Annotated in this window: 21 protein-coding genes and 1 pseudogene; 13 read left to right on the forward strand and 9 right to left on the reverse strand. The window is 59.9% G+C overall.

The genetic code is table 11. From position 1 onward, the window contains the following. Positions 1-446: 446 nt before the first annotated feature. The 8 genes and pseudogenes from ACIQAL_RS24340 to gap form a co-directional block, all read right to left on the reverse strand. Complete coding sequence (locus tag ACIQAL_RS24340) at positions 447-1,955, reverse strand: sigma-54-dependent transcriptional regulator (protein ID WP_401150096.1); 1,509 nt, start codon at positions 1,953-1,955, stop codon at positions 447-449. Positions 1,956-2,199: 244 nt separating this feature from the next. Then, on the reverse strand, positions 2,200-2,550 hold the full coding sequence (locus ACIQAL_RS24345) for a DUF5064 family protein (protein WP_401150098.1): 351 nt from the start codon (positions 2,548-2,550) through the stop codon (positions 2,200-2,202). 240 nt (positions 2,551-2,790) lie between these two features. Beyond that, positions 2,791-3,180: pseudogene (locus tag ACIQAL_RS24350) on the reverse strand (YbaN family protein); the annotation flags it as partial. Positions 3,181-3,275: 95 nt separating this feature from the next. Further along, positions 3,276-3,875, reverse strand: coding sequence for a biliverdin-producing heme oxygenase (locus tag ACIQAL_RS24355; protein WP_401150099.1), 600 nt, complete (start codon positions 3,873-3,875; stop codon positions 3,276-3,278). Positions 3,876-3,998: 123 nt separating this feature from the next. Then, a complete protein-coding gene (locus tag ACIQAL_RS24360) occupies positions 3,999-6,590 on the reverse strand; it encodes a TonB-dependent receptor (protein WP_401150100.1) in 2,592 nt (863 codons plus the stop codon). A 121-nt stretch (positions 6,591-6,711) separates the two neighbouring features. Continuing rightward, positions 6,712-7,617 carry a FecR family protein gene (locus ACIQAL_RS24365; protein ID WP_401150151.1) on the reverse strand — a complete coding sequence of 302 codons (906 nt, stop codon included), beginning with the start codon at positions 7,615-7,617 and terminating at the stop codon, positions 6,712-6,714. Positions 7,618-7,767: 150 nt separating this feature from the next. Beyond that, positions 7,768-8,283, reverse strand: coding sequence for an RNA polymerase sigma factor (locus ACIQAL_RS24370; RefSeq protein WP_401150101.1), 516 nt, complete (start codon positions 8,281-8,283; stop codon positions 7,768-7,770). Between the two features lie 236 nt (positions 8,284-8,519). Continuing rightward, a complete protein-coding gene (gene gap / locus ACIQAL_RS24375) occupies positions 8,520-9,521 on the reverse strand; it encodes a type I glyceraldehyde-3-phosphate dehydrogenase (RefSeq protein ID WP_166596420.1) in 1,002 nt (333 codons plus the stop codon). Between the two features lie 237 nt (positions 9,522-9,758). Between gap and edd the strand changes: the two genes are divergently transcribed. The 10 genes from edd (at position 9,759) to ACIQAL_RS24425 (ending at position 22,045) form a co-directional block, all read left to right on the forward strand. Then, on the forward strand, positions 9,759-11,585 hold the full coding sequence (gene edd / locus ACIQAL_RS24380; RefSeq protein ID WP_341962255.1) for a phosphogluconate dehydratase: 1,827 nt from the start codon (positions 9,759-9,761) through the stop codon (positions 11,583-11,585). Then, complete coding sequence (locus ACIQAL_RS24385) at positions 11,582-12,550, forward strand: glucokinase (protein ID WP_401150103.1); 969 nt, start codon at positions 11,582-11,584, stop codon at positions 12,548-12,550. Before edd ends, ACIQAL_RS24385 begins: the two co-directional genes overlap by 4 nt. A 115-nt stretch (positions 12,551-12,665) precedes the next feature. Continuing rightward, a complete protein-coding gene (locus ACIQAL_RS24390) occupies positions 12,666-13,403 on the forward strand; it encodes a response regulator transcription factor (protein WP_341962257.1) in 738 nt (245 codons plus the stop codon). A gap of 6 nt (positions 13,404-13,409) precedes the next feature. After that, positions 13,410-14,870 (forward strand): ATP-binding protein, encoded by a 1,461-nt coding sequence (locus tag ACIQAL_RS24395; RefSeq protein WP_401150104.1) that lies wholly within the window; start codon positions 13,410-13,412, stop codon positions 14,868-14,870. Between the two features lie 270 nt (positions 14,871-15,140). After that, positions 15,141-16,427, forward strand: coding sequence for an ABC transporter substrate-binding protein (locus ACIQAL_RS24400; protein ID WP_401150105.1), 1,287 nt, complete (start codon positions 15,141-15,143; stop codon positions 16,425-16,427). 111 nt (positions 16,428-16,538) lie between these two features. Further along, positions 16,539-17,447: a carbohydrate ABC transporter permease gene (locus ACIQAL_RS24405; RefSeq protein WP_110946572.1), complete on the forward strand. Its 909-nt coding sequence runs from the start codon at positions 16,539-16,541 to the stop codon at positions 17,445-17,447. Beyond that, the gene (locus ACIQAL_RS24410; protein ID WP_166596426.1) at positions 17,440-18,285 is read left to right on the forward strand and encodes a carbohydrate ABC transporter permease; all 846 of its coding nucleotides are present in this window, start codon (positions 17,440-17,442) and stop codon (positions 18,283-18,285) included. Before ACIQAL_RS24405 ends, ACIQAL_RS24410 begins: the two co-directional genes overlap by 8 nt. A gap of 2 nt (positions 18,286-18,287) precedes the next feature. After that, positions 18,288-19,448: an ABC transporter ATP-binding protein gene (locus ACIQAL_RS24415; protein WP_401150108.1), complete on the forward strand. Its 1,161-nt coding sequence runs from the start codon at positions 18,288-18,290 to the stop codon at positions 19,446-19,448. A gap of 136 nt (positions 19,449-19,584) precedes the next feature. Further along, positions 19,585-20,940, forward strand: coding sequence for a carbohydrate porin (locus tag ACIQAL_RS24420; protein WP_341962262.1), 1,356 nt, complete (start codon positions 19,585-19,587; stop codon positions 20,938-20,940). 229 nt (positions 20,941-21,169) lie between these two features. After that, on the forward strand, positions 21,170-22,045 hold the full coding sequence (locus ACIQAL_RS24425) for a D-hexose-6-phosphate mutarotase (protein WP_401150109.1): 876 nt from the start codon (positions 21,170-21,172) through the stop codon (positions 22,043-22,045). A gap of 58 nt (positions 22,046-22,103) precedes the next feature. On the opposite strand, the gene ACIQAL_RS24430 is transcribed toward ACIQAL_RS24425, so the two are convergent. Further along, positions 22,104-22,973, reverse strand: a complete 870-nt coding sequence (locus ACIQAL_RS24430; RefSeq protein ID WP_166596430.1) for a MurR/RpiR family transcriptional regulator — start codon at positions 22,971-22,973, stop codon at positions 22,104-22,106. 231 nt (positions 22,974-23,204) lie between these two features. Between ACIQAL_RS24430 and zwf the strand changes: the two genes are divergently transcribed. From zwf to ACIQAL_RS24445, 3 genes are read left to right on the forward strand one after another with little or no spacing between them, the layout of a single operon-like run. Next, positions 23,205-24,674, forward strand: coding sequence for a glucose-6-phosphate dehydrogenase (gene zwf / locus ACIQAL_RS24435; RefSeq protein ID WP_166596431.1), 1,470 nt, complete (start codon positions 23,205-23,207; stop codon positions 24,672-24,674). Beyond that, positions 24,661-25,380 (forward strand): 6-phosphogluconolactonase, encoded by a 720-nt coding sequence (gene pgl / locus ACIQAL_RS24440; RefSeq protein ID WP_166596432.1) that lies wholly within the window; start codon positions 24,661-24,663, stop codon positions 25,378-25,380. Before zwf ends, pgl begins: the two co-directional genes overlap by 14 nt. A 17-nt stretch (positions 25,381-25,397) precedes the next feature. Next, complete coding sequence (locus ACIQAL_RS24445) at positions 25,398-26,072, forward strand: bifunctional 4-hydroxy-2-oxoglutarate aldolase/2-dehydro-3-deoxy-phosphogluconate aldolase (RefSeq protein WP_401150111.1); 675 nt, start codon at positions 25,398-25,400, stop codon at positions 26,070-26,072. Positions 26,073-26,121: the final 49 nt, after the last annotated feature.

Below are 26,121 nucleotides of genomic sequence, written 5' to 3' on the forward strand. Positions count from 1 at the left end.
GAAAGATTGCTCGTCGTTGGCGCGAGCATGATGGGTAGGTCATAGCAAGTTTGCGGCCAACCTTGTGCGAAGGCCGTAGATCAAGGGTTTCGGCGTGTTTGCAGGTTTGGCCATGGGGCAAGGTGTAGCGAAATCGCTACAGCTAAGCGCGGTTTGAAAACCGTAGGGGGATCAAGGCCTTGTCAGACGTGGGGATAAGGGATTTGGAACGAAAACGTTACGACGTAGCGAATTCGTTCCAGCCTCCCTAGTCGAGCGGACGGGCGTTACCGTGAATTCACGAAAAACGGGATCTTTCTGTAGGAGCGAATTCATTCGCAATTCGCCGATACAACCAATACACATCTTTGGTCTGTTCAGCCGCATCGCGAATGAATTCGCTCCCACAGGTTTCGGCGTCGTCAGGCGCCTCAACGGTCATTCATCAACGCGGGATGTGCGACGAATCAGTGCTTCCCCGAAATCCCGTATTTGCGCAGCCGATGGGCGATGGCGGTATGGGACGTCTGCAACCGTGCGGCCAGTTGTCGGGTCGAGGGGTAATGGCTGTAGAGTTTTTCCAGTAATGATTTTTCGAAATCCTCTACAGCCGCTTCCAGACTCTCGATCTCGCCGTCGTTTTCTCGGGCCACCGACGTGCCCGCAATATCCAGATCACCAATGTCTACCAGCGCACTCTCGCAAATCGCGGCCGCACGGAAGATCACGTTCTGCAATTGCCGCACGTTTCCGGGCCAGCGGTTGCCGAGCAGCGCGGGGTAAGTACCGGGCGCGAGTCTACAGACAGGGCGTTGAATCTGCGTGCAGGCCTGTTCCATGAAGTACCGGGCGAGCAGCAGGATGTCCTGACCCCGTTCGCGCAGGGGCGGGACTTCAAGGTTCAGCACGTTCAGGCGATAGAACAGGTCTTCGCGGAAGGTGCCTTCGGTGACCATTTTTTCCAGGTTGCGGTGGGTGGCGCTGAGGATGCGCACGTTGACCTGCACTTCCTTGTCCCCACCCACTCGCCGGAAGCTGCCGTCGTTCAAAAAGCGCAGCAGCTTGGCCTGCAGGTAGGGTGACATTTCGCCGATCTCGTCGAGAAACACCGTGCCTTGGTTCGCCAGTTCCATCAGCCCCGGTTTACCGCCCCGTTGTGCGCCGGTGAACGCGCCGGGGGCGTAGCCGAACAGCTCGCTCTCGGCGAGGCTTTCCGGCAGCGCGGCACAGTTGAGCGCCAGGAACGGCGCGCTGTGACGGGCGCTGACGGCGTGACAGGCACGGGCCACCAATTCTTTACCGGTGCCGGTTTCGCCCTGAATCAGCAGCGGAGCATCGAGTGCAGCGACTCGCTGGGCGCGGGCCTTGAGGGTGCGGATTGGGGTGGAGTCGCCAAGCAGCGCGTCGAAACCTTCCGCGTGATCGTGATGCAGCGCTGACAAGCGTTCCCCGATGCGACTCGGCAAGTACAGCGTCAGCAGGGCGCCCGCATCGGTGATCGGCGTGGCGTCCAGCAACAGCGCTTCGCCATTCAGGGTGACCTCACGCAATGGCAAGCGGAAGCCGTTTTCCAGCAACGCCGCGTGCAAGGCCGGATCGGAAAACAGCTCGCCCACCGATTCGCCCGCCGGCTCTCGACCACACAGTGCGATCAGCGCAGGGTTGGCCAGCAGCACATGACCCGCGCTGTCCAGCGCCAACACGGGGTCGGTCATGGCGGCGAGCAGGGCGTCGAGTTGCAGGTGGCGGCGCTGGCCGGGAAGGATGTCGACAACGGTGATCGCTTCCACACCGCGCACACGAAACAGGCGGTCCTTGAGCTCTTCGAGCACTTCGTGGCTGAGGGTCGGGGCGTCGATGTAGACGTTCGGTGGCACCATTTCCACCGCATCGAGGTTCAGGTTTCGCCCGCCCAGAATCGCCAGCACTTCCTGAGTGATGCCGACGCGGTCGATGAACGTAACGTGGATGCGCATGGGGTAGGCAGAAGTTCGGGCGGAAGACGGGGGCGATTATGCCAGTAAATGGCGTGGCATCGTGCGACCGGGACGGCCCTCGTGGTGTGCCTCCCATGCACCGACGTGTGGGGGGGCGAATTCATTCGCGAGACGTGGGTCCAGACGACCCATCTATAGCGCCTGAGCCATTCTTCGCGAATGAATTCGCTCCCACAGATTAAGGCGTGCCCGCCCGCATGAGGGCGGCAGGCGATTGGCAGCGCTATTCCAGATGTTCCGGTTTCACCGCATCACCCGATTTCATGTCGAGCTTGTCGCGGATGTCTTCGAACATGGCGTCGTAATCGCCGTGCATGTCGTGCAGGTCGGCGTCTTTGGGCAGACCATATTTCTCGGCGATGCGTGAGGCTTCGCTGGCGAAGTTGTAGGCCTTGTCTTTGGGAAGGTCGAAGACTTCGTTCACCGCCTTGCCGTTGATCTCACCTTCAAGAGTGAAATGCATCCCGGCACCGGCGTCGGTCTGGGCCACTTCGTAGCGAATGTGGATGTCGTAGCCGATGTCGTCCGGCTGCAGGGCGGGTTGGGCAATGTGCAGATGGCCTGGCTCGAACATGTGACTGCTCCCTCAAGAGACGATGATCGTAAGGAGCAGACCGTGTGCCATGTCAGGGGTTCACCTTTGGCCCAGACCGTGTAAAAACTACTGCACTCGATGATGCTGCGTTAAAAACAGGCGAAAAATGCTCATTTAGAAAACCTAGACTCCGCTTTTTCGCCTGTTTTTGCCTTGCCTCATCATCGCTCGTGACGTTTTTACACACTCTGGGCCGGAGGACTCCGAGCACTCTGCGTTTCGCGCCGCCGGTTCCGGCCGCGACCAGATCCAGACGTTCACCAGCACCATCCCCGTGACCGCGAAGTAGATCCACCAGTTGTGTTTCAGTACCACCAGCATGACCACTGCACATATCAGCATCGTGACCGTTGCGCTGATTTTGGCGCTGCGGGCGATGAGTTTGCCGTTGCGCCAGTTGCTCAGCATCGGACCGAACAGGCGATGGTTTTCCAGCCAGGCGCTCAGGCGGGGGGAGCTTTTGGTCGCGGCCCAGGCGGCCAGCAGGATGAACTCGGTAGTCGGCAGGCCCGGAATGAAAATCGCGATGATGCCGATGGCCAGGCTGACGTAGGCCAGGATGCCAAAGAGGATGCGGGACAGTTTGCTGCCTGGGGGTGTGTTGGTCATGGGTCTCGGGTGCGGCAGGGTAACGATGTTTTTCAAGGGAGGTGGTCCTCGAAAAGGCGCCCAGCTTAACAGCGCTGGGCGGCAAACGCTTCGTTTCAGGCGGGTTCGGCTTCGGCAGCCGACGTATAGGCATGGTTCAGCAGCACGTTAAAGCGCTGGAACGCTGCGATAGCACCCTGGTCGATCTGGCGTTCCTGCTCTTCGCTGAACGGCAGATCATCAAGGATGCGGACGAAGCGTTTCCAGCCTTCAGCGCGGCCCCCGACCGGTTCGCTCAAGTGACGAGCGCCGAAGGTTTCGCTGAGGTTCAGACCGGTGGCGCGCTTGATCAGGAACGCCGCGCCCAGCTTTGAGCCTTCAGACACAAACAGCCAGCCCAAGGCTTCGGCTTGCGATGGGCCATCGACCGCACCTGCCACGGGGCCAGGGAGGGGCGTGTCGAGATCATCAAGATCCGCCTTGGCCTGTTCGGCGCGGCAACGTTCGGGCAGGTCGGCGATCAGCCCGATCAGTTGCGGGGCGGTGTACAGCGCTTTGAGTTCCTGTTGAAACAGGTACTGAGCACTCAAGAAACGGGTGTAGCTGGCCAGGGCGTCGAACGGCGCGTTGGCTTTGACGGCCCTGTCCAGTTGCTCGTGAGGGGCGTGAGTGATCTGGTTCAGACGCTGTGAGCGACGAATCGGGTCTTGAGACATGGTGTCTTCCTTGGAAAAGGTGGCGCGTGTAGACGAGACGGTTGAAACAGTCCAAAGCGTAAAAAAGACGAGTTGTGGGAGCCGGCCAGCAGCAAGGCGGCTCCCACAGAGCGTGCGTATCTGTCAGATATCCCACACCACGTTGATCGCGAAGTTGCGGCCCGGTTGGGTCAGACGGTCCAGATTCGCCGGTTGCGTGACAGCGGCTTCACCCACGCCGTCGTAACCGCGCACGTCATCCCAGAGCCAGTATTTCTTGTCGGCCAGGTTGTACAGGCCGCCGCTGACGGTCACGTCGTCGGTCACTTTGTAGAAACCGGTCAGGTCCACCAAACCGAAGCCTGGCGTCTTGAACTGGCTCGACGAGCCGTCCGGTGCATGGAAGTTGCTGTCGTCCACCCGGGTCTTGCGCTTGACCAGCGTCCAGCTCAGCAAACCACCGTAGTTCTCGCGGTCGTACCCCAGACCGAACACCCCGGTCAGTGGGTTGACGCTGTTGATCGGCTGACCGGTGTCGTCATTGCGGCCATGCAGATACGCCAGCGAGCCTTGGGTGTAGAGGCCTTGCGGCGCGCCGAACGAATCGAGGTTCAGACGGCCTTTCACCTCCACGCCCTTGATGGTGGCGTGTTTGATGTTATTGGACTGGAACACCGCGTTGTTCGACGACGCAGGCTGGATGGCGTCTTCATTAATGAAGTCGCGGTATTTGTTGTAGAACATCGCCACGTCGAAGGTGCCCTGATCGAAGCGACCGCGCAGGCCGGTTTCATAGCTGCGGCTCTTCTCCGGCTCAAGGTTGGGGTTCGGCTCGACGATGTAGCCCGTCGTGCGGTTTTCGAAGCGGCCGTACAACGCCTTGGCGCTCGGGGTGCGGAAACCTTCGGCGTACTGGCCGTACCAGGTGTAGGCGTCGTTGATCGCATAGGTCACGCCCAGTTTTGGCGACAGGCGATGCCATTTCTTTTCTTTATCGTTGAACTGATCAGCGCTGGTCAGGCTGACGGCACGCAGGAACTCCTCGGTCGCATGGGGGTTGAGCGTGGTGTAGTCGTATCGCGCGCCCGGCGTGAAGGTCCAGTCGCCCCATTTGATCTGGTCTTGGGCGAAGAGGGCGTAGGTATTTACGGTAGGGTCCGGAAAGTCGCTGTTCGGTGCCAGGCTGTCCGACGCGGTCGGGCTAGGGGCACCGATGGTGCGGCAGGCGCCCAGTACGGCGGCGCAGGTCGCGGTGCCGCTGCGGCTGCCGGTGACTTTTTGCTGCTTGATCGTGGTGCCGTACGTCAGCAGGTGATCGGTGTCAGCGAGGGTGAACGCCTTATCGAGCTGTGCGTCGAAAATCCACTGGCGTTCTTTATACGTGGTGTCGCGGGTACGCCAGACATCGCGGCTGCCCGGCACATAGCGCTCGATCGTGTCCTGATCGGTCTTGGCGATCTGGTAGTTCAGGGTCCACTTCACGTTGTCGACCAGCACGCTATCCAGCGCAAAGGTGTTTTCCAGACCGAAGCGCTCGCGCGTGATCACGTCGTTGCCTTCGCGGCTTCTGTACATGCCGGATGCGCCCCGGCCAGGAATGAACGGCCCGCCCACCGCACTCTTCTGATTGGTATGGGTGTCGTCCTTGTATTTCTCGTAGGTGAACGCCAGTCGGTCGTTATCCCCATAGTCCCAGCCCAGCTTGGCCAGCACGTTGGTTGCGCGAACGTCTTCCGGGTTGGCGGCGGTGCGGCTCAGGCCCGTGCCGCCATGCTCGCCGTAGGATTCGGTTTCGCGGCCGTTGCGCTGGCTGACGTGCAGCATGGCGTCGAAATCACCTTCGCGGCCCGCGACGGTCGCCGAGTTCAGCCAACTGTTGTCCGCCGAGCTGTAACCGGTCTTCAGGCGTGCGCCGACGTCCTTGCCCGGTTTGATGATGTCTTCCGGATCGAGGGTGTAATAGCTGACAGCGCCGCCGATGGCGCTGCTGCCGTACAGCGCCGAAGCCGGGCCACGCAGGATTTCAACGCGTTTGACGATTTCCGGATCGACGTAATTGCGATGCGTGTTGGCGTACGGGCCGGAGAAATAATTGTCGGGGACTTCAACGCCATCGACCTGGGTCAGAATCCGGTCGCCGTCGATGCCACGAATGTTGAAGCCGCTGGTGCCCGCGCGCTGACCGGCGCCGCCTACGGAAACGCCCGGCTCATGCCGCACCAGATCGCGAATGCTGTTGACGTTCTGCCGATCCAGCTCGGCGCGATCGTGCACGGTGACGGTGCTGGGAACGGAATCCACCGATTGGGCCTGACGGGTCGCGCTGACGGTGACCTGTTCCAGCGCCAATGCGCCTGCGGTGTTGCGCTTCTCCAGCACGACATTGTTGTTGCCCAGGTTGCGGTAGCTGAGGTTGCTTCCCGCGAGCAAACGCTCCAGCGCTTTTTCTGCCGACATCGTGCCGCTGACGCCGGGCGAGGTGACGTTCTTCGCCAGGTCCGACGACATGCCGACTTGCCAGCCCGTGGTCTTGCTGAATTCGTTGAGCGCCGACACCAGCGGTTGTTGTTTGATCGAGAACGCGTAGTTGCCCGCGACCCGTGCAGGCTGCTCGGCAGCGGCAACCGGCGCGGCGTGCAGCCCGGCGGCGAAAATCGCTACGGTCAGCAGCGAAAAGGTGAAGTGGCGGGTGCTCCTGGGCGAGTCGGATGGGGCGGGGGTGAACGTGGACGGCATCGATAGCGCTCCCTGTCATGCGGGTCGTTGTAGTGTTGGCAAGTGCTTTATGAATAGGAATCACTTGCATTGGCTATAACGAGACGTACGACAGATAGCTATCGCGTAAAAATAATTGTTCTCAATTGAGAATCACCATTGCAGGCAGCTCGTGCAATTGCGCCGAGGTGATTTGCGCCAGCGAGCGCACGACGTCGAGGGGGTTATCCAGCCGGTAATTGCCGGTCACGGCAACCTGATCCAGTTGCGTGTTGGTGTTGACGATCCAGCCGGGGTAATAGCGCCGCAGCTCGGCCAACACTTCCTTGAGCGGGCAATTATCGAATATCAGCCGACCCTTCACCCACGCCAGGTCTTTGTTCTGATCGAGCTTTTCGCGATGACCGAAGCCTTCAGGTCCAATGCGCAAACTGTCACCCGCGTTCAGGCTGACTTGTGACGTGCCTCGGGTGGCCTGCACGTTCACCGCGCCGCGCTCGACCTGAATCTGCGCCACGCCATCCAGATACCGCACGGCAAATGACGTGCTGCTGGCGCTCATGCGCACTGGACCGGCCTCGACTTCCAACGGTAGGCCTATGGCTGTGGGCACTTCAAAGAACGCCTCGCCCTCGTAAAGCCGTGCAACACGTTGCCGATCATTCAGCTCGCTTGAGAACGCGGATCTGGTATTGAGTAGCACCTTCGAACCGTCGCCAAGCTCCAGCCGCTGGCGTTCTCCGGCCACTGTCAGGTGATCAGCCTTGAGCCGCAACGGCAAGTCGCTGAAGTTGAAAAGTCCGAGCAGCACGATGGCCGCAGCCGCCAATGGCACCCAGTGCGGACGCAGACGGCGCAGCGCCGATGGTTTTTTCGGCGTGGCCAGTGTGACAGCCGCTTCAAGCACTGGCTGGGAATTCCAGACAGCCTCGGCCTTGGCGAAGGCTTCGCCATGGGTAGGGTCGGCCGCCAGCCAGTCCTGGAAGCGCGCCTGTTGCTGGGCGTCGGCGGTTTCCAGTTCGATCAGCCAGTTCAAGGCCTGATCCATGGCGCTGTCGGTCACAGGGCCACGTGAGTGAGAGTCCGTCAAGGAGCGTCCTCGGCTACAGGGTGTGAAGCACGGTAAAGGGCGGGAGTGTAGCGAGATGTGACATCACTGCCGCCGGTTTCTTATCGATTATGGATCAAGCCGCTCTCATCAACGTTCAAGCCGGGCTGCCACCCCGACGCAAATCGCCATGATCAGCTTGAGTTCCTTTTGTACGGTACTGGCCGACACGCCCAGCTGCTCGGCGATCTCCAGATAACTGCAACCGTTGAGTCGGCTCAGGGTAAAGATTTTCTGCTGGCGTGGAGTGAGCTTTTCAAGGCTTGCGTTGAGGCTCTGCAGCAGCCGATTGGCGTGGGCGGCGTCCTCCAGCGTGGGATTGGGGGCGACAATGTTGTGGAGTTCGGACAGCGGTGCATCGTCGACCATGGTGCGTGCGTGAATGCGTCGTGCACGCAGATGGTCCAGCGCCAGGTTGCGGGCGGTCTGGAACACGAACGGTTCGAGGTGATCGATCGCGCGCTCGCCGAGCGCACGGGTCACCCGCAGGTAGGTTTCCTGTAGCAGGTCTTCAGCGGTGCTGGGGTTGCGTACCATGCGTTGCAGGGTGCGCAGGAGGATCGTTCGCCTCGCAAGGAAAACGGCATTGAAATGCGACTGACTCACGGGGATACCCGACCAGAAATTCAGCGAATGATAATGATTGTCATCTGCTGTTCGGGTCAAGGCTCTAAATAGCAAAGAATGTGTAAATGGCGAGAGGGCTGGCACCACGGTGTCGGGTGATACGCCATTGTAGGAGCCGGCTCGCTGGCGAAAGCGTTGAGTCAGTCGACATGGATTCGAATGACACGACGCTTTCGTCAGCGAGCCGGCTCCTACAGTGAGTGATGCGAAAAGCTTTACTCCGCGTTCATCAACGCCAGGCAGTTATCCAACATGCGGTTGGAGAAGCCCCATTCGTTGTCGTACCAGGCCAACACTTTCAGCAAGCGGCCGCTCACTTTGGTGTGGTTGGCGTCGAAAATCGACGACAGCGGGTTGTGGTTGAAGTCGTGGGACACCAGCGGCAGGGTGTTGTAGCCGAGGATTTTCGAATGCTTGGCCGCTTCTTTCATGATCGCGTTGACTTCATCAGCCGTCGTATCACGCTTCAGTTGAATGGTCAGGTCCACCAGCGACACGTTGATCACCGGTACACGCACCGCCATGCCGGTCAGTTTGCCCGCCAGTTCCGGCAGCACCAGGCCGACGGCCTCGGCAGCGCCGGTTTTGCTCGGGATCATCGACTGCGTGGCCGAACGCGCGCGGTACGGGTCGGTGTGATAGACGTCGATCAGGTTCTGGTCGTTGGTGTAGGCGTGGATAGTGGTCATCAGACCGCTCTCGATGCCCAGCTCACGGTTCAACACCTGTGCGACCGGCGCCAGGCAGTTGGTGGTGCACGATGCGTTGGAGATGACTTCGTGAGACTGGCGCAGCACGTCGTGGTTGACGCCGTACACGACGGTCGCGTCAGCGCCTTTGGCCGGTGCCGAAATGATGACCTTTTTTGCACCGGCGGTGATGTGAGCCGCCGCCTTGTTGCGATCGGTGAACAGGCCGGTGCATTCGAACACCACGTCGATCTTTTCCGATTTCCACGGCAGCTCGGCCGGGTTGCGAATGGCGCTGACCGAAATACGGTCACCATTCACGGTGATGCTTTCCTTGTCGTGCTCGACGGTCGCGTCGAACGGACCGTGCACGGTGTCGAACTTCAGAAGGTGGGCGTTGATCTCGCTGTCGCCCAAGTCATTGATGGCGACGACCTGCAAATCCTGACGATAGCCTTGGGTATAGAGTGCACGTAGGACGTTGCGGCCGATGCGGCCAAAACCGTTGATTGCGATGCGGAGAGTCATACACCCGTCCTCAGTGAATTTGTTGTTGGAATTACAAGATTATTCTCATAAAAATAGAAAACAAGCCTTTTTAGTGGCAGTATTTTGTTTTATCTACAAATAGAAACCCGTCGAGCCCACACAACTGTCTGAAAAGTCTAGCCTTTGCTGAAGCGTTTCTCTTGGGCCATGATTCGATAGCCGGTTTTTGAAAGCGCCTGAACGGGTGACCCATCCGCTAGCCTGGAGTTCATCACAATGCATCCCCGCGTCCTTGAGGTAACCGAACGGCTGATCGCCCGCAGCCGTGAAACCCGTCAGCGCTATCTGCAAATGATCCGGGGCGCGGCGAGCGACGGCCCGATGCGTGGCAAATTGCAATGTGCCAACTTCGCCCACGGCGTGGCCGCATGCGGCACCGAAGACAAACACAGCTTGCGGATGATGAACGCGGCCAACGTGGCCATCGTGTCGGCTTACAACGACATGCTGTCGGCGCATCAGCCTTACGAACATTTCCCCGAACAGATCAAAAAGGCCCTGCGCGAAATCGGCTCCGTCGGTCAGTTCGCAGGCGGCGTGCCGGCCATGTGCGACGGCGTTACCCAGGGCGAGCCGGGTATGGAACTGAGTATCGCCAGCCGAGAAGTCATTGCGATGGCAACGGCCGTCGCGCTGTCGCACAACATGTTCGACGCGGCGTTGATGCTAGGGATTTGCGACAAAATTGTGCCGGGCCTGCTGATGGGGTCCTTGCGTTTCGGGCACTTGCCGACGATTTTCGTGCCGGGCGGGCCGATGGTCTCGGGCATTTCCAACAAGGAAAAAGCCGACGTGCGGCAGCGTTACGCCGAGGGCAAGGCAACGCGCGAAGAACTGCTGGACTCGGAAATGAAGTCCTATCACGGGCCGGGCACCTGCACCTTTTACGGCACCGCCAACACCAACCAGTTGCTGATGGAAGTCATGGGGCTGCACTTGCCGGGTGCCTCCTTCGTCAATCCCTACACACCGCTACGCGATGCCCTGACACGCGAAGCGGCGTTCCAGGTGACGCGTCTGACCAAACAGAGCGGCGAATTCATCCCTCTAGGGGAAATTGTGGACGAGCGTTCGCTGGTCAACTCGATTGTTGCCTTGAACGCGACCGGCGGCTCCACCAACCACACACTGCACATGCCGGCGATTGCCCAATGCGCGGGTATTCAATTGACTTGGCAGGACATGGCCGACCTCTCGGAAGTCGTGCCGACCCTGAGCCATGTCTACCCGAACGGCAAAGCCGACATTAACCACTTCCAGGCGGCGGGCGGCATGTCGTTCCTGATTCGCGAACTGCTTGACGCCGGTCTGCTGCACGAAGACGTCAACACCGTGATGGGCCGTGGTCTGCGTCGCTATACCCAAGAGCCGTTCCTTGAGGATGGCAAGCTGGTCTGGCGCGAGGGGCCTGTCGAAAGCCTGGACGAAAACATTCTGCGACCGATTGCCCGTCCGTTCTCCCCGGAGGGCGGCCTGCGCGTGATGGAGGGTAACCTCGGGCGCGGCGTGATGAAGGTGTCGGCTGTGGCGCTGGAGCATCAAATCGTCGAGGCCCCGGCCAAGGTTTTCGAAGATCAGCAGGACCTGGCGGACGCATTCAAGGCGGGCGAGCTGGAATGCGATTTCGTCGCGGTCATGCGTTTTCAGGGCCCACGCTCCAATGGCATGCCTGAGCTGCACAAGATGACGCCGTTCCTCGGCGTGCTGCAGGACCGGGGTTTCAAGGTTGCGCTGATCACCGATGGGCGTATGTCCGGCGCGTCCGGAAAAATCCCTGCCGCGATCCATGTATGCCCCGAAGCCGCAGATGGTGGCCCTTTGGCACTTGTCCGAGAGGGGGACCTCGTTCGGGTAGATGGCGTAAAAGGGACGTTGCAAGTTCTCGTCGAACCGGCAGAATTGGCGGCCAGAGAACCGGCAATCGGACGTTTGTCCCATAACGTGGGCACCGGCCGTGAACTGTTCGGTTTCATGCGCATGGCCTTCAGCTCGGCAGAGAAGGGCGCCAGCGCCTTTACTTCGAATCTGGAGACGCTCAAGTGACATTGGCGATGGTGGGTGATATCGGCGGCACGAATGCTCGTTTTGCCATATGGGAAGACGATCAACTGCACTCGATCCGGGTGTTCCCGACGGTCGATTACGCCAGTCCCGAAAAGGCCTTGCAGGTTTACCTCGAAGACCTCGAACTGCAGTTGGGCGATGTCGGCTCGATCTGTCTGGCCGTGGCAGGCCCGGTGACCGGTGACGATTTCCACTTCACCAACAGTCACTGGAAGATCAATCGGCAGGCGTTTTGCGCGGCGCTGAAGATCGACAGCCTGATCATGGTCAACGATTTCACCGCCATGGCGCTGGGCATGACCCGTCTGCGCGACGATGAATACCTGACCGTGCGCCACGGCAAGGGCGACCCGAAAGGCGCTCGCGTGGTGATCGGTCCCGGCACTGGCCTGGGGGTCGGGACGTTGATTCGCTCTGGCGAAAATCACTGGACGGCGGTGCCTGGGGAGGGCGGCCATGTCGACCTGCCCATCGGCACCGCGCGCGAAGCGCTGCTGTGGACGCGGCTGATGGCAGAGCATGAACACGTCAGTGCTGAAACGATTTTAAGCGGCGCCGGTCTGTTGCTGCTGTATCGGGTCAGCTGTGCGCTGGACGGGATCGATGCCGAGCTGAAATCCCCGGCGGCGATCACGTCTGCGGCGCTCAAAGGTGATCCGGTGGCCTGCGCGGTGCTGGAGCAGTTCTGCGTGTTCCTGGGCCGTGTCGCGGGCAACAACGTGTTGACCGTGGGAGGCCGTGGCGGCGTGTACATCGCCGGTGGCGTGATCCCGCGTTTCGTCGACTTCTTCATGCAGAGCGGCTTCAACACGGCGCTGGCGGAAAAAGGGCTGATGAAGGATTACTTCAATGACGTGCCGGTCTGGCTGGTGACAGCGGAATACCCGGGTCTGATGGGCGCGGGTGTGGCACTGGATCAGGCGGCAGCACACCACCAACTGTAAGCGGCAAGCCACAAGCTGCAAGATGAATTGCGCACGCCTCTGCTTTTTCTTGAGGCTTGAAGCTCGAAGCTGCTCCCCTATAACAATAATTTCAGTGCCAACAAGGACGACCAAAGTGAACACTGTCAGTAAATCGATTCTGGTGGTCGACGATGACCAGGAGATTCGGGAACTGCTGCAAGCCTACCTGAGCCGTTCGGGGTTTCAGGTGCGCACGGTGGGGGATGGCGCGGAGTTTCGCCAGGCGTTCAACGACGAGCCCAGCGACCTGTTGATTCTCGATGTCATGCTGCCCGACGAAGACGGCTTCAGCCTGTGCCGTTGGGTCCGGCAACACCCGCGACAGCCCCATGTGCCGATCATCATGCTCACCGCCAGTTCCGACGAAGCCGACCGTGTTATCGGTCTGGAACTTGGCGCTGACGACTACATGGCCAAACCGTTCAGCCCTCGCGAGCTTCAGGCGCGCATCAAGGCATTGCTGCGTCGTGCCCAGTTCGGTCAGGAGCGCGCGGGTGGCGAAGTACTGGTGTTCGATGAGTGGCGACTCGACATGGTTAGCCATCGCCTCTTTCACAGTGACGGCGAAGAGGTGATTCTCTCGGGCGCGGACTTCGCGCTGCTTAAGCTGTTTCTCGACAACCCGCAACAGATCCTCGACCGCGACACCATCGGCAACGCCACGCGAGGCCGTGAATTGATGCCGCTGGAGCGCATCGTCGACATGGCGGTGAGTCGTCTGCGTCAGCGTCTACGGGACACCGGCAAGGCACCACGATTGATCCGTACCGTGCGAGGCAGTGGTTATCTGCTGGCAGCCAATGTGTTGCCGCAAGCCAGCAACGGCTACTGATCGGCGATGGTGATCGAGAAGAAGCGTCGTCTTCCCGTCCCGCGCTCGCTGCTGGGACGCATGCTGCTGCTGACCCTGTTGGCGGTGTTACTGGCCCAGACCCTGTCGAGTCTGATCTGGCTTTCCCAGTTGCGCGCCACGCAGATGGAAGGCTTGATCACCAGCGCGCGCAGCCTTGGATTTTCCATGTCCGCGAGCGTCAGTTATTTCCGTTCTCTGCCCGTCGCCTTTCGCCCGCTGGTCCTTGATCAACTGCGCAGCATGGGGGGGACGCGCTTCTTCGTTTCGCTCAATGACCGCCCGCTCGACATGCAGGTGCTGGAACCCACCGTTCGCAAAACGGCGGTGATTGACGTCGTCGGCCAAGTGCTACGGCAGAACCTCGGTGCGGACCCCGACATCCTCGTCCGCTTCGTTCGGCCCGAGGACCTGCGGATTTTCAACAGCGGCCTCAAGCTCGATGAACTGCCGCGCTCCTGGGCGCACTACGCGTTGACTCTGGAACCGGTAAACCCGCCGGTGCTGGTCACGCAGATCGAGCTGTCCCCCGGCGAATGGCTGTACATTGCCTCGCTGCTGCCCGAGCCGTACACGATGCTGGAGGAAGAGGGCCTTCCGTCCCAGCAGGTCTGGTTCATCGGCCTGACGAGTATTTTCCTGCTGGTGTTCATCGGCCTGCTGGTGCACTGGCAAAGCGGGCCGCTAAAACGTCTGGCCCGCGCAGCGCGGGACCTGTCCTTGGGTGCAGATGTAGAGCCAGTCGTCGAGGGCGGGGGCAGCGAGGTCATCGAAGTGACCCGTGCGTTCAACACCATGCGTGATCGCATCAGCCGTTACCTCACCGAACGTGGCCAGTTGTTCAGCGCCATTTCCCACGATTTGCGTACGCCGATCACGCGGCTCAGGTTGCGGGTCGAGTTGCTGGAAGATGAAGCGATGCAGGTCAAATTCACCCGCGACCTGGATGAGCTGGAGCTGCTGGTCAAGGGCGCGTTGCAGTGCGTGAAGGATACGGACATTCACGAGAACATCGAGCCGGTGGACCTCAATCACGCGCTGGATTGCCTGATCGAGCCGTATCTAGCGGCCAACGGCGGCGGGCGTGTCACGGTCGAAGGCAAGGCCATGTCGATGTTCTACGGCAAGCCCTTGGCGTTGCGACGTTGCATGGGCAACCTGATCGACAACGCCATCAAGTACGGTGACAAGGCCCATTTGCGTATTGAAGACGACGCGGATGCGTTCGTGCTGCACGTCGAAGACGAAGGCCCCGGCGTACCCGAACAGCGCCTTGAGCAGGTGTTCGAGCCGCATTTCCGGCTGGCGGGCAAACAGCAGCAGGGCTATGGCCTGGGGTTGGGCATCGCTCGCAACATCGCCCACAGTCATGGCGGTGAAGTCAGTTTGCAGAACCTGCGCGAAGGCGGTTTACGCGTGACCCTGCACCTGCCGCGTGGGGTGGAATAATCCCGTTAATCCTGGTTAACGCGGATCTCTGTGGGAGCGAATTCATTCGCGAAAGGGCCGTACAGTCTGCGTATCTGTACCGGCTGAAACACCGATTCGCGAATAAATTCGCTGCCACAGGATTCGGCGTCTGCTCACCTTTTTTCGAATGTCACCAACCTGTGACACTTGCGCATCCCTTCGTTACCGTCCGCTCTAACCCGTTGTTTAGAATCCATGCAGCGCAAGCACCAAGACTTGCTCATGCATAACAACAATAAGGTCAAATAGATGAATTCGATCTCCCGTCTCGCAGCACTCATTTCTCTCGCCTCGTTGTTCCCTCTGAGCGCCATGGCCGCCGATTCCAAAGGCACTGTCGAAGTTGTCCACTGGTGGACGTCCGGCGGTGAAAAAGCGGCTGTCGATGTGCTGAAAGCCCAAGTTGAAAAAGACGGCTTCACCTGGAAAGACGGCGCTGTTGCAGGCGGTGGCGGTTCGACTGCCATGACCGTGCTGAAAAGTCGCGCCGTCGCCGGTAACCCGCCTGGCGTTGCCCAGATCAAAGGCCCTGACATCCAGGAATGGGCGTCCACTGGCCTGCTCGACACGGACGTGTTGAAAGACACCGCCAAAGAAGAGAAGTGGGACAGCCTGCTGGACAAGAAAGTCTCTGACACCGTGAAGTACGACGGTGATTACGTGGCCGTTCCGGTGAACATTCACCGCGTGAACTGGCTGTGGATCAACCCGGAAGTCTTCAAGAAAGCCGGTATCGAAAAAGCCCCGACCACCCTCGAAGAATTCTACGCCGCTGGCGACAAGCTGAAGAAAGCTGGCTTCATCCCGCTGGCCCACGGTGGTCAGCCTTGGCAGGACAGCACCGTGTTCGAAGCGGTCGTCCTCTCGGTCATGGGTGCTGACGGTTACAAGAAAGCCCTGGTCGATCTCGACAACGGCGCCCTGACCGGTCCTGAAATGGTCAAGTCGCTCACCGAACTGAAGAAAGTCGCCACCTACATGGACCCGGACGGCAAAGGCCAGGACTGGAACCTGGAAGCCGCCAAGGTCATCAACGGCAAGGCCGGCATGCAGATCATGGGTGACTGGGCCAAGTCCGAATGGACCGCCGCCAAGAAAGTCGCGGGCAAGGACTACGAGTGCGTCGCCTTCCCAGGCACCGACAAGGCGTTCACCTACAACATCGACTCGCTGGCTGTGTTCAAACAGAAAGACGCGGGCACTGCTGCCGGTCAGAAGGACATCGCCAAGGTCGTGTTGGGTGAAAACTTCCAGAAAGTCTTCAGCATCAACAAAGGCTCGATCCCGGTTCGGACCGACATGTTGGCTGACATGAACAAGTACGGCTTCGACTCCTGCGCACAGACCGCTGCCAAGGACTTCCTCGCAGATGCCAAATCCGGCGGCCTGCAACCGAGCATGGCGCACAACATGGCGACCACGCTGGCTGTTCAAGGCGCGTTCTTTGACGTCGTGACCAACTTCATCAACGACCCGAAAGCCGACCCGGCTGACGCGGCGAAGAAGCTGGGCGCTGCGATCAAGTCGGCTAAGTAAGCGGTAGCTACAAGCCGCGAGCCTCAAGCTGCAAGTTAGAGCCGGTCGGTGACTGGCTTCTACTTGTAGCTTGCCGCTCGCAGCTGTCTTCACTCTTTATTGGATTTCCCCATGAGTTCTGTTGCTGTGTTCAGCAAAGCCTCGCCGTTCGATGCACTGCAGCGCTGGCTACCCAAACTGGTGCTGGCGCCCAGCATGTTCATCGTTCTGGTGGGCTTTTACGGCTATATCCTGTGGACGTTCGTTCTGTCGTTCACCAACTCGACTTTTCTCCCGTCCTACAAATTCGTAGGGCTGGCGCAATACGCCCGACTGTTCGATAACGATCGCTGGTGGGTCGCGAGCAAGAATCTTGCGGTTTTCGGCGGCATGTTCATCGGCATCAGCCTGGTGGTCGGCGTGTTGCTGGCGGTGTTCCTCGATCAGCGCATTCGTCGCGAAGGTTTCATCCGTACCATTTACCTGTACCCGATGGCGCTCTCGATGATCGTCACCGGCACGGCCTGGAAATGGCTGCTCAACCCTGGCATGGGCCTGGACAAACTGCTGCGCGACTGGGGCTGGGAAGGCTTCCGCCTGGACTGGCTGATCGACCCGGATCGCGTGGTGTACTGCCTCGTGATCGCGGCCGTCTGGCAAGCCTCGGGGTTCATCATGGCGATGTTCCTGGCCGGTCTGCGGGGCGTTGATCAATCGATCATCCGTGCCGCGCAGATCGATGGCGCGAGCATGCCGAAGATCTACTGGAAAGTGGTGCTGCCAAGCCTGCGTCCGGTGTTTTTCAGTGCGGTGATGATCCTGGCGCACATCGCGATCAAGAGCTTCGACCTGGTCGCTGCAATGACCGCCGGTGGCCCCGGCTATTCGTCCGACCTGCCTGCGATGTTCATGTACTCGTTCACCTTCAGCCGTGGCCAGATGGGGATGGGCTCGGCCAGTGCGATTCTGATGCTCGGTGCGATTCTCGCGATCCTCGTGCCTTACCTGTATTCCGAGCTGAGGACCAAGCGCAATGACTAGTCTCGCCGCCAAACCTTCCATCAGTTTGAGCCGCATCGCGATCTACGCGGTGCTGATCGGCGCGGTGCTGATCTACCTGATTCCGCTGGTAGTCATGCTGCTCACCAGCTTCAAGTCCCCGGAAGACATCGGCACCGGCAACCTCTTGAGTTGGCCCGCCGAAGTCACGGCCATCGGCTGGATCAAGGCCTGGGCGACGGTGAAGGGCTACTTCCTGAACTCGATCCTGATCACCGTTCCGGCCGTGCTGATTTCAACCGCCATCGGCGCGTTGAACGGCTACGTGCTGTCGATGTGGCGCTTCCGGGGTTCGCAGATGTTCTTCGGCTTGCTGCTGTTCGGCTGCTTCCTGCCGTTTCAGACCGTGCTGCTGCCGGCCTCGTTCACCCTGGGGAAAATGGGTCTGGCTAGCACCACCACCGGCCTCGTCCTGGTTCATGTGGTCTACGGCCTCGCATTCACCACGCTGTTCTTCCGTAACTATTACGTCAGCGTGCCGGATGCGCTGGTCAAGGCGGCGCGTCTGGACGGTGCCGGGTTCTTCACCATTTTCCGGCGGATCATTCTGCCGATGTCGACCCCGATCATCATGGTCTGCCTGATCTGGCAGTTCACGCAGATCTGGAACGACTTCCTGTTCGGTGTGGTGTTCTCCAGCGGTGATTCGCAGCCCATCACAGTGGCGCTGAACAACCTGGTCAACACCAGCACCGGGGTCAAGGAATACAACGTTGATATGGCGGCGGCGATGATCGCGGGTCTGCCGACCCTGCTGGTCTATGTGGTCGCAGGCAAGTATTTCGTGCGCGGGCTGACGGCCGGCGCAGTCAAGGGGTAATCATGGCAACGCTCGAACTTCGCAATGTAAACAAGACTTACGGGGCCGGCCTGCCGGACACCTTGAAGAACATCGAACTGTCGATCAAGGATGGCGAATTCCTGATCCTGGTCGGTCCTTCGGGCTGTGGTAAGTCGACCCTGATGAACTGCATCGCGGGCCTGGAAAACATCACTGGCGGCGCGATCATGATCGGCGACCAGGACGTCAGCGGCATGAGCCCGAAGGATCGCGACATCGCGATGGTGTTCCAGTCCTACGCTCTGTACCCGACCATGAGCGTGCGGGAGAACATCGAGTTCGGCCTGAAGATTCGCAAGATGAGCCAGGCCGACATCGACGCCGAAGTCGGCCGTGTCGCCAAGCTGCTGCAGATCGAACACCTGCTCAACCGCAAGCCGGGCCAGTTGTCCGGTGGTCAGCAACAACGCGTGGCCATGGGCCGAGCGCTGGCCCGTCGTCCGAAGATCTATCTGTTCGACGAACCGCTGTCCAACCTCGACGCCAAGCTGCGGGTCGAGATGCGCACCGAAATGAAACTGATGCACCAGCGCCTGAAAACCACCACGGTCTACGTGACCCACGACCAGATCGAAGCGATGACCCTGGGCGACAAAGTGGCGGTCATGAAGGACGGCATCATCCAGCAGTTCGGCACGCCAAAACAGATTTACAACGATCCGGCCAACCTGTTCGTCGCTAGCTTCATCGGTTCGCCGCCGATGAACTTCATCCCGCTGCGCCTGCAGCGCAAGGAAGGCCGTCTGGTGGCGCTGCTCGACAGCGGCCAGGCGCGCTGCGAGTTGCCGATGAACATCAACGATGCAGGCCTCGAAGACCGTGAGGTGATTCTGGGCCTTCGCCCTGAACAGATCGTGCTAGCGTCCGGTGAAACCTCAGGGATGCCGACCATTCGCGCCGAAGTTCAAGTCACCGAGCCGACCGGTCCTGACACGCTGGTGTTCGTCACGCTCAACGACAGCAAGGTCTGCTGCCGTCTGGCGCCCGATGTGGCGCCAGCGGTGGGCGAAACCCTGACCCTGCAGTTCGATCCGTCCAAGGTGTTGCTGTTCGACGCCAAGACCGGCGAGCGATTGAGCGCGCTGTCGACGCCACAGGTGAGCGAAGGCATGGGCAACGTCACGCGGCTCAACCGCAACTGAATTCCATGCGCAGGAGCACTGCGCCAACGAGCACCTCTGTCGGGGCTATTTCTGCCGTAAAAAAGCCCCGGCAGGCACACGAAGCAAGTGGTTACAACGCTGTTTAGCTAATAACAATAAAACGAGGATTTAAGGGATGAAGAAGGTAAAAGGCAAATCGCTCAACCAACTGCAGCTCATCGGCGGGCTGTCAGTCTTGAGCGCATTGACGATGTCTGGAACGGCCTCCGCCATGGAGCCATTCAAGGCAAGCGAGCACTTGACGGGCGACTGGGGCGGTCTGCGCCAGGAACTGTACGACAAAGGTTATGACTTCCCGATCGAGTACGTGGGTGAGGCGGCTTCCAACCTCAATGGCGGTTACAACGACGACAGAACCGGCCGCTACAGCGACCAGTTCGCGTTCGGCGTGCAGATGGACCTGCAAAAAATCCTCGGTTGGCACGATGCGGAATTCAAGCTGGCGATCACCGAGCGTAGCGGTAACAACATCTCCAACGACCGTATCGGCGACCCGCGCGCTGGCACGCTCAGTTCCTCGCAAGAAGTCTGGGGCCGTGGTCAGACCTGGCGGCTGACGCAAATGTGGTACAAGCAGAAATTCTTCGACGGCGCGCTGGACATCAAAGTTGGCCGTTTCGGCGAAGGCGAAGACTTCAACAGCTTCCCATGCGACTTCCAGAACCTGACGCTCTGCGGCTCGCAGGTCGGTAACTACGTGAACACCTGGTACAACTGGCCTGTCAGCCAATGGGCCGCTCGCGTGAAATACAACATCACGCCTGAGTTGTTCGCACAGATCGGCGTGTACGAGCAGAACCCTTCGAACCTCGAAACCGGCAACGGCTTCAAGCTGAGCGGCAGCGGTTCCCAAGGTACTGTGGTGCCGGTCGAAGTGGTGTGGTCGCCGACCGTCAATTCGCTGCCAGGCGAATACCGTCTGGGCTACTACGTCAGTAACCCGAGCGCGCCTGACCTGTACGAAAACACCAACGGCCAGCCACAAGCCATCGCTGGCGGTGACTTCAAGTCCCACAAGGACAAGCACGGTTGGTGGGTCGTGGCTCAGCAACAACTGACCAGCCACAACGGCGACGCATCCCGTGGTCTGAGCATCTTCGGTAACCTGACCGTTCATGACAAAGCCACCAACTTCGTCGACAACTATCAGCAGATCGGTTTCGTCTACAAAGGCCCGTTCGATGCCCGTCCGAAGGATGACATCGGTATCGGTGTCGCTCGCATCCACGTCAACGATGATGCCCAGGACAACCGTCGTCTGGTCAACGCCGTCAACGGTATCGACGACTACGACAACCCGAACTACCTGCCAATCCAGAAGACCGAATACAACTCGGAAATCTACTATGGCGTACACGTCACCGATTGGCTGACCGTGCGTCCCAACCTGCAATACGTGAAGAGCCCGGGCGGTGTGGACGAAGTCCAGAACGCGCTGGTCGCAGGTATCAAGATCCAATCCAAGTTCTAAACGCTTCATCGCTGTGCGGACCGCTCCTCCGCACATCGCTCTCTGATGTGCTTCACAAACGATCAAGGGTCGTGTGTGCTTTACGGGCAGCCTGGCTGCCCGTTTTTTTTGTGCGGTACTCGCTCCGGAATCGGGGCTTTTTTATGGTTTGCAAGGCTCGCCGCTGGATCCGGCCGTGCGCGATCTCCCACCACCCATAGATGGACACACTCATCCCATCGAGAACGTCATGGCGATCAGGGACACAGGATCATTCGAACATCCCCTTCAGCGCTTCTTCACCGCCACGCGGCCGCAGCCGACCTTCCAGTGGGAGCGGCATCAGCAGCGTGACGTGCTGGTGATCAACCACCCGCGCTGTCATGCCGTGTTCAGTCGCCAAGGCGCACAGTTGTTGCATTTTCAGCCAGTCGGCCAGAGGCCGTGGCTGTGGTGCGCGTCGCAATGGCCGCAGGTGGGCGCGATTCGGGGCGGCGTGCCGGTGTGTTGGCCTTGGGTCGGGCGTCATCCGGGAGAGGGCGGCTGGCCCGCCAATGGATGGGGGCGTTTGCTCGACTGGAAGCTGATCGACAGCCAGGAACACGATGAAGGCGTTTCGCTGCACTGGCGCTTGAGCCTGTGGGACTGGCAGGCCGATCTGCATGCTGAATTGGGGCAACGCATGGACCTGCGTCTGGAAACCCGACATGACGACAGTGAGCCGTGCCAGTTCGGTCATGCCCTGCACGCTTACTGGCGCATCAGCGACATCGCCGACGTGGCGCTGGGAGGTCTCGATGGCGCACAGGGTTACGACGAGCTCAGTCGCAGTGCCTGTGAACAAAAAGGGGAGTTACGCGTCTCGGGCAGTTGCCAGCGCGTTTTCGAGCACACTGGTTCAGTTGAGTTGCACGACGACACGTGGCGGCGCCGTTTGAACATCAACACCTATGACAGCGCCAATACCGTCGTCTGGCATCCCGGCAGCCGGCCATTGCTGGGCGTGGCAGGGCATGAAGCGATGGGGTTTGTGCGGGTCGAGGCCGTGTCCGGGGTCGATGATTGTCTGAGCCTGGCCCCAGGACAGCAGGCGCGATTGAGTTTGCAGGCCACTTTGGTGGGATGAACGACGCTCCCACAGAGTATCTTTATCAATCCCGGCCCTCGGGGCCGTATCGCACGCGTTAATTCAACTCATCATCCACCGGATACCGGCTGGCATTGAGGCTTTCCTTGATCTTGCGCAGGTGCGGCTGGAAATCCACGCCACGGCGCAGGGTCATGCCGGTGGCCAGCACATCGAGCACGGTCAGCTGGATGATCCGAGACGTCATCGGCATATAAATGTCGGTGTCTTCAGGCAGAGGGATATTCAGGCTCAACGTACTGGCTTTGGCCAGCGGTGACCCGGCGGCGGTAAGGCCCAGCACCGAAGCGCCGTTCTCGCGAGCGATCCGGGCCACTTCCACCAGCTCGCGAGTGCGGCCGGTGTAGGAAATGATCACGAACAGCTCCCCCGTGTGCGCCACCGACGCCAGCATGCGTTGCACCAGTACGTCGGCATGGGCTGTCACGGCCAGGTTGAAGCGGAAGAATTTGTGCTGCGCATCCAGCGCCACAGGGGCCGAGGCGCCCAGGCCGAAGAAGTGAATCTGCCGCGCCTGAATCAGCAGGTCCACGGCCTTGCTGATCAGGTTCGGGTCCAGCACCTGGCACACGCTGTCGAGGGACGCGATGGCGCTGGCGAAAATCTTGCGGGTATAGGCTTCCGGATTATCGTCGGCTTCCACCGCGCGGCTCACGTAGGCGGCGCCGCTGGCCAGGCTCTGGGCCAGTTGCAGTTTGAGTTCAGGGTAGCCGCTGACGTCGAACGAGCGGCAGAAGCGATTGACGGTCGGCTCGCTGACTTTGGCCGCCTGGGCCAGCGCCGCAATGCTGAAACGCGTGGCTTGCTGAGGGTTGCTCAGAATCACCTCGGCAACCTTGCGCTCGGCCTTGTTCAATTCTTCGAGTCGACTCTGGATCTGCTCCAGAAGATTGCGTACGCGGTCCATTCAAAGTCCTTCTCGTGAAGCGGTAACAGGCTGTTCTGTAGGCCTTTCTGTAAAAGGTGCGCAACTGGGCCTTTAGCCTGTAGCAAAGGTGGCCTATCGTACTGAGGGCCTGTAGTGATCACCACTGTAATGTGTTTTTTGGGTAAATGTTGTGGTTATTACTACATTTGGCCTTGAGTAACGCCTTTAAAAAAGGTATTTGTAGCCTAACTTGATAAAAGAACCAACATTATGCTCTCGATTACGGTTGAACCGTGCACTTTTGCCTTGTTTGGCGCCTTGGGCGACCTGGCTGTGCGCAAACTGTTCCCAGCGCTCTATCAGCTGGACCGTGCTGGCCTTCTGCATGCCGAGACCCGAATTCTTGCGTTGGCTCGCGAGGCGGGAACGCCTCAGGAACACTTGGCTTATATCGACAAGAGCCTGCGTCGTTTCGTCCCCGAATCCCAGCTGGAAAGTGAACATGTGGAGCGTTTTCAGGCACGTCTGAGCTACCTGCACGTGGATTTCCTCAAGGGAGAAGATTACGTCGCGCTGGCCGAAGCAGTGGGCGACGCACAAACCATGATCGCCTACTTCGCCACACCGGCGTCGGTGTACGGAGCCATCTGCGAGAACCTGGCGCTGGTCGGTCTGACTGACCGCACTCGCGCCGTCCTGGAAAAACCGATCGGTCATGACCTCGCGTCGTCGCGTCGGGTCAACGACGCCGTAGCCCGCTTCCTGCCGGAAAACCGCGTCTACCGGATCGACCACTATCTGGGCAAAGACACCGTTCAAAACCTCATCGCGCTGCGTTTCGCCAACAGCCTGTTCGAAACCCAATGGAACCAGAACTACATTTCCCACGTCGAGATTACTGTGGCGGAGAAAGTAGGGATCGAGGGCCGTTGGGGCTACTTCGATCAGGCGGGTCAGCTGCGTGACATGATCCAGAACCACCTGTTGCAGCTGCTGTGCCTGATTGCGATGGACCCTCCGAGCGACCTGTCCGCCGACAGCATCCGTGATGAAAAGGTAAAGGTGCTCAAGGCGCTGGCGCCGTTCACTCCGGAGCGCTTGGCCACCCAAGTGGTGCGCGGGCAATACATCGCCGGTTACAGCGAAGGCAAACCGGTTCCCGGTTACCTGGAAGAGGAAAACTCCAATACCGCGAGCGACACCGAAACGTTCGTTGCCATTCGTGCCGACATCCGTAACTGGCGTTGGGCAGGGGTTCCGTTCTATCTGCGTACCGGCAAACGCATGCCGCAGAAGCTGTCGCAGATCGTCATCCACTTCAAGGAACCGCCGCACTACATCTTCGCCCCGGAACAGCGGATGCAGATCAGCAACCGCCTGATCATCCGCCTGCAGCCCGATGAAGGTATCTCGCTGCAAGTGATGACCAAGGATCAGGGGCTGGATAAAGGCATGCAATTGCGCAGCAACCCCTTGCAACTGAGCTTCTCTGACGCCTACCGCAGCGCCCGCATTCCGGACGCGTACGAGCGGTTGTTGTTGGAGGTCATGCGTGGCAACCAAAACCTGTTTGTCCGCAAAGATGAGATCGAGTATGCGTGGCAATGGTGTGACCAGTTGATCGCTGGCTGGAAGAAGGCCGGCGATGCGCCCAAGCCTTATGCAGCAGGCTCCTGGGGGCCAATGAGCTCCATTGCGCTCATTACTCGTGACGGGAGGTCCTGGTATGGCGATATGTGAACTTGAATTTCCGGCTGGCCTTAAAGCCAACGAATTCGATAACCCCGAGCTGTTGGCCAATGCATTGGCCGATCATGTGGCGGAACGCCTGACGGCGGCCATCGCGAATAACCCTCACGGCGTTGCGACGTTGGTCGTTTCAGGTGGCAAAAGCCCGGTGGCGTTCTTCCAGGCGCTGGCGCAAAAGCCCATCGAATGGTCGAAGGTCGTGATCAGCCTGGCCGACGAACGCTGGGTGCCAACCGAGCACGCCGACAGTAACGCGGGGCTGCTCAAGCGTTTCCTGTTTCAGGGACCGGCCGAGAAAGCGGGCTTCTTCAGCCTCTACCGTCCGACCCAGACGCTGGAAGAAGCGGCGGCGGCGACCGACGAAGCGCTCAAGGAACTGCCGAAGATCGATGTGTTGATTCTGGGCATGGGGGATGACGGCCACACCGCGTCGCTGTTCCCTGATAGCCCGAATCTGCCTGAAGCGTTGGACTTGAACAGCGAACGTCGCTGCCTGCCGATGCTGGCGCCGAGCACACCTCATCAGCGTCTGACCATGACGCGCTCACTGTTGGCGTCCGCCGCGACGCCGATCCTGTCCGTTTCCGGGCAGGCAAAACTGGAAACCCTGCGCACGGCGCTGGCCGGCGATGACCTCGCCGAAATGCCGATTCGCGCGTTCCTCAACCCGTCTTTAGAGATCTACTGGTGCCCATAAGCAAAGGATCAGCCGCCATGGAAAATACCCAAGTGAAACAGCCGTTGAATAGCATGGCGAGCAAGATTGCCCAGATCGACGAACTCTGCGCGAAAGCGAAGATTCTGCCGGTCATCACCATTGCACGCGAACAGGACGTGCTCCCGCTGGCCGATGCGCTGGCGGCAGGCGGCCTGAACGCGCTGGAAATCACCCTGCGTTCGGAATTCGGCCTCAAGGCTATTCGTATTCTGCGCGACGCACGACCTGAGCTGTGCGTCGGCGCGGGCACGATCCTCGACCGTCACATGCTCAAGGCAGCGGAAGAGGCGGGCTCGCAGTTCATCGTGACCCCAGGCAGCACTCAGGATCTGCTGGAAGCAGGCGCGCAAAGCGAATTGCCGTTGCTGCCTGGCATCAGTAGCGCGTCGGAAATCATGATCGGTTATGCCTTGGGCTACCGCCGCTTCAAGCTGTTTCCGGCCGAGATCAGCGGCGGCGTCGGCGCGATCAAGGCGCTGGGCGGTCCATTCCCGGAAGTGCGTTTCTGCCCGACTGGCGGCGTCAGCGCTGCCAACCTGAAGAACTACATGGCGCTGCCTAACGTGATGTGCGTTGGCGGCACCTGGATGATCGATAACGCGTGGGTCAAGAACGGCGACTGGGGCCGCATCAGTGAGGCGACCGCCGAAGCGATTGCGTTGTTCGACTGAAACCTGCGTTAAGCGCCCCATGCTTGATCCTCGACAGCTCCCGTTCATG

Origin of the sequence: Pseudomonas sp. NPDC088368 (assembly GCF_044753445.1) — a bacterium.
Lineage (GTDB): Bacteria > Pseudomonadota > Gammaproteobacteria > Pseudomonadales > Pseudomonadaceae > Aquipseudomonas > Aquipseudomonas bambusae.

Bases quoted from the DNA above. Each gene is read 5' to 3' on its own strand.
- ACIQAL_RS24355 (WP_401150099.1), bottom strand. From the start codon at position 3,875: ATGTCTCAAGACCCGATTCGTCGCTCACAGCGTCTGAACCAGATCACT.
- ACIQAL_RS24410 (WP_166596426.1), top strand. From the start codon at position 17,440: ATGACTAGTCTCGCCGCCAAACCTTCCATCAGTTTGAGCCGCATCGCG.
- ACIQAL_RS24430 (WP_166596430.1), bottom strand. From the start codon at position 22,973: ATGGACCGCGTACGCAATCTTCTGGAGCAGATCCAGAGTCGACTCGAA.
- ACIQAL_RS24445 (WP_401150111.1), top strand. From the start codon at position 25,398: ATGGAAAATACCCAAGTGAAACAGCCGTTGAATAGCATGGCGAGCAAG.
- edd (WP_341962255.1), top strand. From the start codon at position 9,759: ATGCATCCCCGCGTCCTTGAGGTAACCGAACGGCTGATCGCCCGCAGC.
- ACIQAL_RS24415 (WP_401150108.1), top strand. From the start codon at position 18,288: ATGGCAACGCTCGAACTTCGCAATGTAAACAAGACTTACGGGGCCGGC.
- ACIQAL_RS24405 (WP_110946572.1), top strand. From the start codon at position 16,539: ATGAGTTCTGTTGCTGTGTTCAGCAAAGCCTCGCCGTTCGATGCACTG.
- pgl (WP_166596432.1), top strand. From the start codon at position 24,661: ATGGCGATATGTGAACTTGAATTTCCGGCTGGCCTTAAAGCCAACGAA.
- ACIQAL_RS24395 (WP_401150104.1), top strand. From the start codon at position 13,410: ATGGTGATCGAGAAGAAGCGTCGTCTTCCCGTCCCGCGCTCGCTGCTG.
- ACIQAL_RS24420 (WP_341962262.1), top strand. From the start codon at position 19,585: ATGAAGAAGGTAAAAGGCAAATCGCTCAACCAACTGCAGCTCATCGGC.
- ACIQAL_RS24400 (WP_401150105.1), top strand. From the start codon at position 15,141: ATGAATTCGATCTCCCGTCTCGCAGCACTCATTTCTCTCGCCTCGTTG.
- ACIQAL_RS24365 (WP_401150151.1), bottom strand. From the start codon at position 7,617: ATGGATCAGGCCTTGAACTGGCTGATCGAACTGGAAACCGCCGACGCC.
- zwf (WP_166596431.1), top strand. From the start codon at position 23,205: ATGCTCTCGATTACGGTTGAACCGTGCACTTTTGCCTTGTTTGGCGCC.
- gap (WP_166596420.1), bottom strand. From the start codon at position 9,521: ATGACTCTCCGCATCGCAATCAACGGTTTTGGCCGCATCGGCCGCAAC.
- ACIQAL_RS24345 (WP_401150098.1), bottom strand. From the start codon at position 2,550: ATGTTCGAGCCAGGCCATCTGCACATTGCCCAACCCGCCCTGCAGCCG.
- ACIQAL_RS24360 (WP_401150100.1), bottom strand. From the start codon at position 6,590: ATGCCGTCCACGTTCACCCCCGCCCCATCCGACTCGCCCAGGAGCACC.
- ACIQAL_RS24340 (WP_401150096.1), bottom strand. From the start codon at position 1,955: ATGCGCATCCACGTTACGTTCATCGACCGCGTCGGCATCACTCAGGAA.
- ACIQAL_RS24425 (WP_401150109.1), top strand. From the start codon at position 21,170: ATGGCGATCAGGGACACAGGATCATTCGAACATCCCCTTCAGCGCTTC.